The following is a 13082-nucleotide window of genomic DNA, read 5'->3' on the forward strand; positions in this document are numbered from 1 at the left end:
AGGTGCAATGGAGATCCGTGCCCCTCTGCCAGGACAGTTTGAACCGTCAAACAGCAGATGTCCCGGCGGTGACTGACCGCCGGGAACGGTCGGGGGCGAGGAGCCACCATGAGAGCAGTCATCACGGGAAGCGCCGGTTTCATCGGCAGCCACCTGGCCGAGCGACTCGTGGCCGAGGGGTGGTGGGTGACCGGGGTCGACTCGTTCAGCCCCTTCTACGCGACCGCCGACAAGGAGGCGAACCTCGCCGGCCTGGTCGGCGAGCGCCGGTTCGACCTGGTCCGTGCGGACGTTGCGACCACCCCCCTGCACAAGTTGCTTGCTGACCGCCCGTTGATCGTTCACCTTGCAGCGCAGCCTGGTGTGTTGGGCAGTTTCGGAACCGGCTTCAACCAGTACCTGCAGGACAACCTGCTGGCGACGCAGCGCCTGTTCGAGGCCGCCGCGAGCGCCGGGTGCCCGCGGGTCGTCTATGCCTCCTCCTCGTCCGTGTACGGCGACGCCGAGGCGTACCCCTGCTTCGAGGACTACACCCCCACCCGTCCTCGCTCCCCGTACGGCGTGACCAAGCAGGCCTGCGAGAAGCTCGCCGAGGTCTACGCCGGGATGGGCCTGCCCACGGTCGGCATGCGGTTCTTCACCGTGTACGGCCCGCGCCAGCGCCCGGACATGGCGATCCGCCGGCTCTGCGAGGCCGCGACCGGCGGCCCGCACTTCACGCTGCGCGGCGACGGCTCCCAGATCCGCGACTTCACCCACGTCCACGACGCGGTCGACGCGGTCGTCAAGGCGCTGACCGCCGACCACATCGACCCGGTGCTCAACATCGGCGGCGGCGAGGAGGCCTCGATGCTGGAGGTCATCCGGCTGCTCGGCCAGATGACCGGCCGGGCCGTCCCGGTCGAGCGCCAGGCCACCCAGATCGGCGACGTCCGCCGGACCGCCGGCGACACCGGCAAGGCCCGCCGCGGCCTGGGCTGGCGGCCGCGGGTCGCGCTGCGCGACGGGCTGCGGACCGAGCTGGACTGGGTGCGCGAGCGCCGCGAGGCCGACGTCACCGCCGACATCTCGCTGATCGCCGGGAGGGCGTCGTGACCGCCACGCTGGAGACCGCCGTCCACCGCCCCGTGAAGCCGCTGCGGGTCGCCGTCCTCGGCCAGGGCTACGTCGGCCTGCCGCTGTCGATGAGGGCGGTCGCCGCCGGGCACGACGTGATCGGCGTCGAGCTGTCCACCGCGCGGGTCAAGCGGCTCGCGGACGGCGACTCGTTCGTCGAGGACGTGCCGCGGGTGGTCCTGGAGGCCGCGCTGCGCTCCGGCCGGTATGCGATCACCGACGACGCGGCCGCCTGCGAGGGCTTCGACGTCGCCGTGGTCACCGTGCCGACCCCGCTGCACGAGGGCGCGCCCGACCTCAGCTTCATCGAGTCCGCCGCGCACATGCTGGCCCCGTACGTGCGGCCGGGCTGCCTGGTCGTGCTGGAGTCCACCACCTACCCGGGCACCACCGAGCAGCTGTTCGCGCCGATCCTGGAGAACGGCTCCGGGCTCATCGCCGGCACCGACTTCTCCGTCGGCTACAGCCCCGAGCGGATCGACCCGGGCAACCAGACCTGGGACCTGGAGACCACCCCGAAGCTGGTCTCCGGCCTGGGCGAGCGGTCGCTGGACCGGACCGACGAGTTCTACTCGACCTTCGTCCAGCGGACCGTGCGGGTCTCGGACTGCAAGGCCGCGGAGATGGCCAAGCTGCTGGAGAACACCTTCCGGCACGTCAACGTCGCCCTGGTCAACGAGCTGGCGATGTTCGCCAGCGACCTCGGCATCGACGTGTGGGAGGCGATCGACGCGGCGGCGACCAAGCCGTTCGGGTTCATGAAGTTCACCCCGGGGCCGGGCGTGGGCGGGCACTGCCTGCCGATCGACCCCAGCTACCTGTCCTGGACCGTACGGCAGCGGCTGGGCCGGTCCTTCCGGTTCGTCGAGCTGGCCAACGACATCAACGACCACATGCCCGACTACGTCGCCTCCCGGCTGATGCGGGCGCTGAACCGGCACGGCATCGCGATGTCGCGGGCCCAGGTGCTGGTGCTGGGCCTGGCGTACAAGCGCAACGCCGGCGACGCCCGGGAGTCCCCGTCGGTGGCGCTGATCCACCGGCTGGTCGCGGACGGGGCCGAGGTCGCGGTGGCCGACCCGCATGTCGTCGAGGACATGCCGGTGGACGCGATCACCCGCCGGGTGGAGCTGAGCCGGGAGGAGATCGAGCGGGCCGACGCGGTCGTGCTCGTCACCGACCACGACGCCTTCGACTACGACCTGGTCCAGCGGCACGCGAAGCTCGTCCTGGACACCCGGCACCGCCTGGACGGCCCCGATGTCGAGCAGCTCTAACGGCCGGCCGCGGGTCGCGGTCATCCTCTCCGGCTGGCCGCGGGTCTCCGAGTCCTTCGCGCTGAACGAGGTGCTGGCGCTGAAGCGGGCCGGGATGCTCGCCGCGGTGCTGGCGCTGAAGACCGGCGACGGCGGGCCGCCGCACCCGGCCGCGGCCGAGCTCGAGCCGCTGGTCGAGGTGCTGCCGCCCGGCGACGTCGACGCGCAGGCCGAGGCGGCCGTGCAGCGGCTGGACGGGATCGGCATCTCGGCCGTGCACGGCTACTTCGCGCACGCGCCGGCCGCGGTGGCCGCCGCGGTCGCGAGCAAGTTCGGCGTCCCGTACGGGTTCAGCGTGCACGCGCTGGACGCGCGCAAGGTGCCGCGCGACGAGCTCGGCGAGCGTGCCCGCGGCGCGGCCCTCGTGGTCGCCTGCAACGACGACGCCGCGGCCGAGGTCGAGGCCGCCGGCACCACCCCGACGGTGGTCCGGCACGGCGTGGACCTGGTCGCCTTCCCGGCGACCCGGCCGGCCGAGCACGACCCGGTGCAGCTGCTCGCGGTCGGCCGGCTGGTGGAGAAGAAGGGCTTCGAGGTCCTGCTGGAGGCGCTGTCCCGGCTGGACCGGCCGTACCGGCTGCGGCTGGTCGGCGACGGCCCGCTGCGCCCGGCGCTGACCGCGCTGATCGACGCGCACCGGCTGGCCGACCGGGTCGAGCTGGTCGGCCGCTGCACGCACGCGACGCTGCCGGAGTACTACGCCTCGGCCGACGTGGTCGTGGTCCCCTCCGTGGTCGACTCGGCCGGCGACCGCGACGGCCTGCCGAACGTGGTGCTGGAGAGCATGGCCAGCCAGCGCCCGGTGGTGGCCAGCGAGGTCGCGGCGATCCCGTCCGCGGTCCGCGACGGCGTCACCGGCACCCTGGTCCCGCCCCGGGACCCGGACGCGCTGGCCGCGGCGATCGCGGCGCTGATCGACTCGCCGGCGAGGCGGGCCGAGCTCGGCCGCGGCGCCCGCGCGGTCGCCGAGACCGAGTTCGGGCTGACCAGCCGGACCGAGGAGTTCTGCCGGGTGCTGGAGCGGGCGTATGGCTGAGTTCGAGGAACACCGGGACACCATCGGGTACGTCCTGAAGGGCTACCCGCGCATCTCCGAGCTGTTCATCGCCAGCGAGATCTGGCGGCTGGAGCAGCTCGGACTGCCGCTGCGGCTGTTCGTGCTCAAGCCGGCCGAGGAGAGCGACCACCACCCGGTCGTCGACAAGATCGAGGCGACCCCGTCGTACCTGCCGGACGCGACCTCGCTGTCGAACACCACCGTGCCGCGCTGGCTGCGGGAGAACTTCGGCTCGTTCCGGGCGCCGCTGGGCCGCTACGCCCGCAAGCACCCGGTCAAGGTCGCCCGGACCGCGGCGACCGCGCTCCGGCAGGCGATCCGGGCCCGCAAGGGGCTGCGGCCGCGCTCGATCTACCTCAAGGAGTTCCTGCAGGCCGTCGACCTGGCCGACCGGCTGGACCAGGCCGGGGACGTACGGCACCTGCACGCGCACTTCGCGCACGGCACCACGACCGTGACCTGGCTGGCCTCGATGCTGACCGGGCTGCCGTTCTCCTTCACCGGGCACGCCAAGGACATCTACCGGGAGTCGCTGAACCCGGCCGGGCTGCTGCCGCGCAAGATGCGGGCGGCCTCGTTCGTGGTCACCTGCACCGGCGCGAACAAGGCGCACCTGCAGCGGCTGGAGCCGACCGCGGACGTGCACCTCATCTACCACGGGCTGAACGCGGACTTCGCCGCGCTGCTGCCGGCGTTCACCGGCATGCGGGCGGAAGCGCGGCGCATCGAGGGTGACGACGACGAGGAACCTGAGCCTGCCCGGTCCGGAACCGGCCTGAAGGTCGTCGCGGTCGGCCGGATGGTGCCGAAGAAGGGTTTCGACGTGCTGGTCGAGGCCGTCGCCGACCTCCGCGACCGCGGCGTCGACCTGGAGCTGGTCATCGCCGGCGAGGACGGCCCGGACGCCGGGCGGATCCGCGCGCTGGTGGCCGAGCGCTGCCCGGAGCTGGTCCGCTTCACCGGCCCGCTGACCCAGTGCGAGCTGCTGGAGCTCTACCGCAGCGCGAACGTCTTCGCGCTGGCGTGCCGGGTCGACGGCGACGGCGACCGGGACGGCATCCCCAACGTCATGGTCGAGGCGATGGCGGCCGGGCTGCCGGTCGTCTCGACCGCGGTGTCCGGCATCCCGGAGCTCGTCCGGGACGGCGAGAACGGGCTGCTGGTGCCGCCCGAGGACCCGGCCGCGCTGGCCGGGGCACTGCTCAAGCTGGCTGCCGACGCGCCGCTGCGGGACCGACTGGCCGCGGCCGGCCGGGCGACCGTGGCGGAACGGTTCGACGGCGACGTGCTCGCCCGCAGGATGGCGGGGTTGTTTCACGGCGGCCGGCCGTGACAGCCCCGTTGGTCGCGGGCGGGCCGGCGGTGGAACGGCCGGTGGTGGGGCGACTGCCGGCCGTTCCCCGTTCGGTGTTCTGCGTGATCGACGACCTCGGGCGTGACCTCGCGGTGGCGCGGGCGGCGAAGGCCGGCCGGTTCAGCCACTGCGGGGTGGCGCTCGACCTGGGCCGCCGCCCCGACTGGATCGGCGGCGGTCTCGGCGATCCCGAGTGGCGCATCGAGTGGGTGAAGCTCTACGAGGGTCTCGACCTGGCGTACGCGTGCGTGGCCACCGGGGACGGCGGGTTCCTGACCGCCTGGGAGGACCTGGTCGAGTCCTTCTGCTACCAGGTCCCGGTCGGGCACGACACGTCCGACGTCTCGGCCCGCCGGATCCAGAACTGGCTGTACGCCTGGCAGCGGTTCGCCGCCGACCCGGACTTCGCCGGGCTGCGCCCGGGCCTGGCCGAGCTGCTGGTCTCCCGGCTGCGGGCCGACGTCGCGCACCTGGAGGCGCACCTCACCCCGGAGCGCAACCACCGCACCCTGGAGCTGTACGCGCTGCTGCTGGCCGGCCTCGCCCTCGACGAGGACATGGTGGCCCGCCGCGCGCTGAACCGGCTGGCCGCGAACGCCGACACCGACATCTGGGCCGACGGCGTGCACCGTGAGTGCAGCACCGACTATCACCTGATCGTGCTGCGCTCGCTGCTCGGCGCGATCGCCAACGCCCGCCGCTTCGACCTCGAGGTGCCGCCGGAGCTGCTGGCCGCGGCCGGCCGGGCCTGCGACTTCGCACTGCACGTGCAGCGCCCCGACGGGCTGACCCCGGCGCTGTCCGACGGCGACCAGGGCGACTTCCGCGCCGTCCTGCTGCTGGGCGCCGACCTGCTGGAGCGCGCGGACCTGCGCTGGGCCGCGACCGCCGGCACCGCCGGCAGCGTCCCGGCCGACACCGGCGCCGACTTCCCGGTCGGCGGCTACTTCATCCAGCGCAGCGGCTGGGGCGACGGCGACCGGGCGTACGCCGACGAGCGCTGGCTGATCCTCGACGCCGGCCCGCTCGGTGACGGCGGCCACGGGCACTACGACCAGCTCTCGGTGGAGATCGCGGCCGGCGGCCGGCTGCTGGTGGCCGACCCGGGCCGCTACACCTACGACGCCGAGTACGGCACGCTCGACGGCGCCCCCGGCTGGCGGCACTGGTTCAAGGGCACCGCGGCCCACAACACGGTCTGCGTGGACGGCCTGGACCAGACGCCGTACCGGCCGGGCAAGCCGGCCAAGGGCAAGCCGACCTCGACCGCGCGGCTGCTGGACCGGTGGACCACCGCCGGGCTGGACCTGCTGCGGGCCGAGGTCACCAGCCCCTGCTACGACGCCGTGCACACCCGGACCGTCGCGTTCGTCGACGACGACTACTGGATCGTCCACGACCGGCTGCGGGCCGCGACCCCGCACACGTACGAGGCCCGCTGGCACCTGGCCCCGACCGCGGCCGGCGCGGTCGAGCTGGAGCCGGACCGGCTGGCCGCGCCCGGGCTGCAGCTGCTGACCCCGCTGGGCGAGCTGAGCGTGACCGACGGCTGGATCTCGGCCTCGTACGGGCGCAAGCAGCCGGCTCCCGTCGCCGTGCTGGCCGCCGCCGGCGCCGACGTCGACCTGGTCACGGTCATCGTGCCCGGCGGCGACGGGCCGGCCCGGGCGGAGGCCGAGGTGACCGGCGACCGGGTCGAGGTCCGGGTGCACCGGCCCGGACTCGGCACCGACACCGTGCACTGGTCCCTGGCCGGGTCCGACCACGGATGGGAGCGGACATGCTGACCGCGGCCGGGACGATCGGCGTCCGGCACGGCTTCGCGCCGGACCCGGCGCTGCCGGCCCGGGACCTGCTGCTGGACCAGGACGCGGCCCGCGACCAGCTGACCGCACTGGACGGCCGGGTCGTCGAGGACTGCGAGCTGGTCCGGGTGAAGTACCGGATCGGCGAGAGCCTGCGCGTCACCTACCGGGTCGGCGTGGACGGGACCTGCGGGCTGCGGACGGTCCGGGTGTTCCGGGGCGGCGACAGCGCGTCGGCGTACCGGAAGGCGGCCGGGCCGGGGGTCGTGCACGACCCGGCCCTGGACGCGGTCTGGTGGTCCTTCCCGGCCGACCGCCGGCTGCAGCGGCTGGACGAGATCCTCCGCCCGGCGCCGGACCTGGCCGCGCTCGCCTCCGGCTGGGCGACGAGCGAGCTGGTCGAGTACTCCCCCGAGCGGGCCGCGACGTTCCGCGCGCTCGACCGGGCCGGGACGCCGGTCGGGTACGCCAAGGCGTACGCGCCGGGGACCGTGGACGTGGGCGAGCGGGCCGACCGGTACGGCCGGATCGCCGGCGTACTGGCCGGCGCCGGGCTGAGCTCGCCGCTGCCGCTGGGCCGCTCCCCCGAGCGTGGCGTGCTGGTCATGCAGCCGATGCCGGGTGTGCAGTGGGGCGAGCTGGACGGGCCGGCGCTGACCGCCGCGATCCGCCGGCTCGGCGTCGCCATCGCCACCCTGCACGACTCGGGCGACCGCGCCGCGGCCGGGCTGCCCCGCTTCGCCCGCCTGGACGTACGCCGGGTCGTGCACAGCGCGCACCTCGTCGCGCTGGCCCGCCCGGACGTGTCCCGGCAGGCGCTGCGGCTGGCCGACCGGCTCGCCGACGGGCCGCCCCCCGGCGGCTCCCCGGTGCCGCTGCACGGCGACTGCCACCCCAAGAACGCGCTCGTCGACGGTGACGCGATCGCGCTGATCGACCTCGACCAGGCCGGCACCGGCCCGGCCGCGGCCGACATCGGCAGCCTCATCGCCCGGCTGCACCAGGACGGCGACACCGGCGCGATGCGGGCGGCCTTCCTGGCCGGCTACCGGACCGTACGGGCCCTGCCGGCGGAACGGTCCCTGCGCTGGCACACCGCGGCGGCGCTGGTCGCCGAACGGGCCGTCCGCGCGGTGAACCGGGTGCACCTGCCCACGCTCGACCGGCTCGGGGACCTGCTCCGGACCGCGGACGACGTGTTGTTGAACGGAGTTGGACTGTGACCCGCGACCGATTGCTCTTCTACTGTCAGCACTCCCTGGGCCTCGGCCACCTGGCCCGCTCCCTCCGGCTTGCGGAGGGTCTGACCGACCGGTTCGAGGTGACGCTGCTCAACGGCGGCCGCTTCCCGGCCGGCACCCGGGTCCCGGCCGGGATCGACGTGGTGAACCTCCCGCCGCTCGGCCACGACGACGGCGTCGAGCTGGTCAGCCACGACCCGGCGTTCACGGTCGCCGCGGCCAAGGCGGCCCGGACCCGGCTGATCCTGGCCGCGCTGGCGGAGACCACGCCCTCGGTGGTGCTCATCGAGATGTACCCGTTCGGCCGGCGCAAGTTCGAGTTCGAGCTGGTGCCGCTGCTGGACGCGGTCGCCGCGCTCGGCGACGACCGGCCCCGGGTGGTCTGCAGCCTGCGCGACATCCTGGTGCAGCGGCCGGTCGGGCAGGAGAAGCACGACGAGCGCGCGGTCACCCGGCTCAACGCGTCCTTCGACGCGATCGTCCTGCACGCCGACCCGGCGTTCGCGACGCTGGAGGAGTCCTTCCGCCCGGCGACCCCGCTGCGGGTGCCGGTGCTCTACACCGGCTTCGTCGCGCCGCCGGCCCCGGCCCCGGCCGACCGCCGGCTCGACCGGCTCGTCGTCTCCTCCGGCGGCGGCATGGTCGGCGAGCCGCTGGTGCGGGCCGCGGTCGAGGTGCACCGGGACCTGTTCATCCGGACCGGGCTGCGGACCACGGTCGTGGCCGGGCCGTTCCTGCCGGCGCCGGTCTGGGACTGGTTGCGGGACCAGGCCCGGCACAGCCCGGTGCTGGAGGCGGTCCGGCGGGTGGACGACCTGGCCCTGGAGATCGGCCGCTCCGCGCTGTCGCTGAGTCAAGGTGGGTACAACACCACCATGGACCTGCTGCGGGCGGGCACCCCCGCCGTCGTCGTCCCGTACGCGGAGGGAGCCGAGGACGAGCAGACCCGCCGGACCTCCCGGCTGGCCGAGCTCGGCGTGCTGCGGATGGTGCCGGCCACCGACCTCGCGGTCCCGGACCGGCTGCTGGCGGCGCTGGTCGACGCGGCCGGGTCCACCCCGGCGCCGGTGCCGCTGGACCTCACCGGCGCGGAGACGACCGCCCGGATCCTCGCGCCCGAGCTGGCCGTCCGATGAGCTGGCTGGAGCCCGTCCGGGCCGCCCTGGACGAGGGGCCCTGCCGGGTCTTCTTCCGCGACGACGACGCCGGCTGGGGCGACGAGCGGCTCTGGGCGCTGCTGGACCTGTTCCGGCGCCGGTCGCTGCCGATCGACGTGGCGGTCATCCCGGGGTCGCTCACCCCCTCGCTGATCGCCGGGCTGGCCGCCCGGGCCCGGGCCGGCGGGGTGCGGCTGCACCAGCACGGCTTCGCCCACGTCGACCACGAGCCGGCCGGGCGCAAGTACGAGTTCGGGCCGTCGCGGTCCTACGACCAGCAGGCCGTGGACATCACCCGCGGCCAGGCGCTGCTGCGGGACGCGTTCGGCGACCTGATCGAGCCGGTCTTCACCCCGCCCTGGAACCGGTGCACCTCCGACACCGCCGCGGTGCTCGCCGACACCGGCTTCCGGATCCTGTCCCGGGACAGCACGGCCGCGCCCCTGCGGGACGTCCGGGTGGCGGAGGTCCCGGTCACGGTCGACTGGTTCGGCTCCCGCAAGGGCGTCCGATGGACCCCGTTCCAGCTCGCCGAGAAGCTCGCCGACGCCGTCCGGTCCGGAGAACCGGTCGGGATCATGCTCCACCACGCCGTCACCGACCCGGGTGAGTTCGCCGCCATCGGCGCGCTGCTGGCGGTCCTCGGTGCCCACCCGAACACCAGAGCCACTCCCCTCGCCGCTCTCGCCGCGGTCCCTGGCTGAACCCCGACCAGCCAAGGACCCGGTAGGGCTCGTCCTCATCCGGTTCGCTGCCTCCAGCAGGAACCGGTGCGGGGCGGGGAGGTCCGTCGCCCGGCTCCCCCGGGCGACGGACCCGGTGAGATCCTGGCCCCGCCCCCGGCATCTCCCTCCGGGGGCGGGGCCAGTACTCGTCTCTCCCCCGCCCGCCCACCCCGTTCCGCCGGCTCCGCGCGCACCCGGGCGCCGACCGGATTCCTTCCGGCCGGCGCTTCTGCGTTGCGACGGTGGATCCGTGGGGTCACGTATAAGAAACGACCGTAGGTGGAGTAGTTGACATATGGTCCTACCTTATTGCCATACTGGCCGCCCGGGCGTGATCCAGCACACGCCCCGCCAGGAGTGACCCCAATGGAGGGATCAGGCGATGGGACGACGGCGGCGACTTCATTCAGTGCTTCTCCCGGCGAGTATGGCCGGCCTGTTGCTCGGCGCCGCTGCCTGCGGCGGCTCGTCCGGCGGCGGCGGCGCGGCGGCGGCCGCACCGGACACGAGCCTGGACTCCAAGACCACCCAGGAGCTCGCGACCCAGGCCGCGCAGGAGGGCTCCCTCACCTGGTACACGACCTTCGCCGACGACGACGTGCAGCCGATCGTCGCCGCGTTCAACAAGACGTACCCGAACGTGAAGGTGAACTCGCTGCGCTTGTCCGCGGACAAGATCCCGCAGCGGGTGCTCACCGAGCAGAAGGGCGGCAAGCACAACGCCGACATCGTCTCCGGTGACTCGCCCCAGGTGGCCCAGCTGCTGCAGGCGGGCTCGCTGCAGCCGTACACGCCCAAGGACATCTCCGCGCTGCCGTCCGGGCTGGACCTGCCCAAGGGCTACGAGGGCGTGGTCTACGCGGTGACCACGACCGTCGCGTACAACCCGAAGCTGGTGGCGCAGAAAGGGCTCCCGGTGCCGAAGTCCTGGGAGGACCTGACCCAGCCGGCCTGGAAGGGTCAGTTCTCCATCGACCCCAGCGCGGTCAACTGGTACGACAGCCTGGTCCAGTCGATGGGCCACGACAAGGCGATCGACCTGCTCAAGCGGCTCGGCGACAACAGCCCGGTGTTCGTGGAGAGCCACACCCAGGCGCTGACCCAGGTGCAGGCGGGCGAGCCGATCGGCGCCGCCACCGCGTACGGCTACAAGGCCTCCAGCCTGAAGGAGAAGACCCCGGACTCGGTCGAGTTCGTCAACTCCGACCCGCTGCCGGCCTCGCTCACCCTGGTCGACGTGGTCAAGGACGCGCCGCACCCGGCCGCGGCCCGGCTGTTCGAGGACTGGATCGTGTCCAAGGAGGGCCAGCAGGCCGTCGTGGACATCACCAACCACACCTCGATCCGGCCGGACGTGAAGAACGACGCCAGCGTCTGGGACGAGACGAAGTGGCCGGCCGCGTGGGGCAAGCCGAACCTGCCGGCGGCCGAGTACAACACCGAGCTCGCGGAGATGAAGTCGGCGCTGCACGCGCCGTGACAGACGCGGTGGCCGGCGCCGTCATCCGGCGCCGGCCACCCGCACCTCCCTCCGTCGTCGGCGATTGGAGCCCGTGATGGCCCTGCTGGTGGACGACACCTCCACCCCCGAGGTCGAGGCACCGAAGCAGCGCCGGGACTGGCGGTCCCTGCTCGACCCGCGGTACGTGACGCTCGCGGTGGCCGGGCTGGTCGTCGCGTACCTGGCGCTGGTGCCGATCGGCACGATGGTCTACAGCAGCCTGCGGACGAACTTCCTCGGCATCGCGCCGGGCGCGTGGACCTTCCAGAACTACGTCGACACCTTCACCAGCGACGGCTTCGGCACGCTGGTGCTCAACTCGTTCGTGTACGCCGGCGCCACCGCGATCGTCTGCACGGTGCTCGGCTTCCTGCTGGCCTGGCTGGTCGCCCGCACCAACACCCCGGGCAAGGCGTTCGCCCGGATCGCGGCGCTGGTCCCGCTGATCGTGCCGGGCATCCTCAACACGGTGGCCTGGAGCCTGCTGCTGTCACCCCAGCGCGGCACCGGGAACGTCGCCCTGCGCGGCGCCGGGCTGCCCGCGTTCAACGTGTTCTCCCTGCACGGCATGATCTTCGTTCAGTCGATGCACGTGGTGCCGGTGGCGTACCTGATGGGCACGGCCGCGTTCGCCTCGATGGACTCGTCGCTGGAGGAGGCCTCGCTGGCCTCGGGGGCCTCGCCCTGGAAGACCTTCCGGGTGATCACGCTGCGGATGGCCCGCCCGGCGATGCTCTCGGCCGGGCTGCTGATGTTCATCCAGACGATCTCGACGTTCGAGGTGCCGCAGCTGATCGGCGTGCCAGGGCGGCGGTTCGTGTTCGTCAGCCGGATCTACTCGGCGTTGCAGAACTTCCCGCCGGACTACGGGACCGTCGGCGCCATCGGTATCTTCGTGCTGGTGATCGCGTCGCTCGGGCTCTGGCTGTCGCGCCGGCTGTCCGCGGCCTCGACCGTGCAGACCATCACCGGCAAGGGTTTCCGGGCCACCGGGCAGGACATCGGCCGCTGGCGCTGGGCCGGGTTCGCGTTCTTCGTGCTGTTCTTCCTCATCGCGGTCGCGCTGCCGATCCTCATGCTGGTCTGGTCCTCGCTGCTGCCTGGCTTCGAGCAGCCGTCCTGGGGCGCCCTGCACCGGCTGACGTTCTCCAACTACACGCAGATCTTCGTCCGGCCCGGGCTGGTGAACTCGGTCAAGAACAGCCTCATCACCGCGGTCGCGTCCGGGCTGATCGTCACCGTGCTGAGCGCGCTGGTCGCGTACATCACGGTGAAGACCAAGCTGCGCGGGCGCGGGTTGCTGGACGGGCTCGCGACCGTGCCGATCGCGGTGCCCAGCGTGGTCATGGGCGTCGGCATCCTCTACTGGTACCTGGCCGCGCCGCTGCCGTTCCACCTCTACGGCACGCTCGCGATCCTCATCGTCGCGTTCGTGACGATCACCCTGCCGTACGGGATGCGCTACATCGTCCCGGGCATGGCAGCGATCAAGGACGAGCTGGAGGAGGCCGCGACCGCCAGCGGGGCCGGCTGGTGGCAGGCGTTCCGGCGGATCTTCGTGCCGCTGCTGATGCCCTCGCTGCTGGCCGCGTTCCTCTACACGATGATCGTCTCGTTCCGGGAGGTGTCCGCGGCGATCTTCCTGTACTCGTCGGGCACCGAGGTCGTCTCGGTCCAGGTCTTCGACCTCTACTCCAACGGGTCCTACCCGGTGGTGGCGGCGCTCGGCGTCGTGCTCGTGCTCTTTCTCAGCATCCTCGCCGGTGGCGTGCGCCTGCTCACCCGCCGGTTCGGCATCAGGAACGGGTGA

The 13082-nt window shown here is 73.2% G+C and carries 10 protein-coding genes; all 10 read left to right on the forward strand.

Annotated features, from left to right (window positions below; all coding sequences use genetic code 11):
- Positions 1 to 108 precede the first annotated feature (108 nt).
- A complete protein-coding gene (locus VGP36_17225; GenBank protein ID HEV7656459.1) occupies positions 109 to 1095 on the forward strand; it encodes an NAD-dependent epimerase/dehydratase family protein in 987 nt (328 codons plus the stop codon).
- The gene (locus VGP36_17230) at positions 1092 to 2393 is read left to right on the forward strand and encodes a nucleotide sugar dehydrogenase (protein HEV7656460.1); all 1302 of its coding nucleotides are present in this window, start codon (positions 1092 to 1094) and stop codon (positions 2391 to 2393) included. Before VGP36_17225 ends, VGP36_17230 begins: the two co-directional genes overlap by 4 nt.
- Positions 2377 to 3468 carry a glycosyltransferase gene (locus VGP36_17235; protein HEV7656461.1) on the forward strand — a complete coding sequence of 364 codons (1092 nt, stop codon included), beginning with the start codon at positions 2377 to 2379 and terminating at the stop codon, positions 3466 to 3468. Before VGP36_17230 ends, VGP36_17235 begins: the two co-directional genes overlap by 17 nt.
- Entirely contained in the window at positions 3461 to 4822 is a 1362-nt protein-coding gene (locus VGP36_17240; protein HEV7656462.1) for a glycosyltransferase family 4 protein, read from the forward strand. The genes VGP36_17235 and VGP36_17240 overlap by 8 nt, the downstream gene beginning before the upstream one ends.
- 83 nt (positions 4823 to 4905) lie before the next feature.
- Entirely contained in the window at positions 4906 to 6630 is a 1725-nt protein-coding gene (locus VGP36_17245) for an alginate lyase family protein (GenBank protein HEV7656463.1), read from the forward strand.
- The gene (locus VGP36_17250) at positions 6624 to 7871 is read left to right on the forward strand and encodes a phosphotransferase (protein HEV7656464.1); all 1248 of its coding nucleotides are present in this window, start codon (positions 6624 to 6626) and stop codon (positions 7869 to 7871) included. The genes VGP36_17245 and VGP36_17250 overlap by 7 nt, the downstream gene beginning before the upstream one ends.
- Complete coding sequence (locus tag VGP36_17255; GenBank protein HEV7656465.1) at positions 7868 to 9025, forward strand: glycosyltransferase; 1158 nt, start codon at positions 7868 to 7870, stop codon at positions 9023 to 9025. Before VGP36_17250 ends, VGP36_17255 begins: the two co-directional genes overlap by 4 nt.
- On the forward strand, positions 9022 to 9750 hold the full coding sequence (locus VGP36_17260; protein HEV7656466.1) for a DUF2334 domain-containing protein: 729 nt from the start codon (positions 9022 to 9024) through the stop codon (positions 9748 to 9750). Before VGP36_17255 ends, VGP36_17260 begins: the two co-directional genes overlap by 4 nt.
- Before the next feature lie 448 nt (positions 9751 to 10198).
- Positions 10199 to 11251: an extracellular solute-binding protein gene (locus VGP36_17265; GenBank protein HEV7656467.1), complete on the forward strand. Its 1053-nt coding sequence runs from the start codon at positions 10199 to 10201 to the stop codon at positions 11249 to 11251.
- 76 nt (positions 11252 to 11327) lie between these two features.
- Complete coding sequence (locus tag VGP36_17270) at positions 11328 to 13082, forward strand: iron ABC transporter permease (GenBank protein ID HEV7656468.1); 1755 nt, start codon at positions 11328 to 11330, stop codon at positions 13080 to 13082.

It is taken from the genome of Mycobacteriales bacterium, from assembly GCA_035995165.1.
In the GTDB taxonomy this organism is placed as follows: domain Bacteria; phylum Actinomycetota; class Actinomycetes; order Mycobacteriales; family CADCTP01; genus CADCTP01.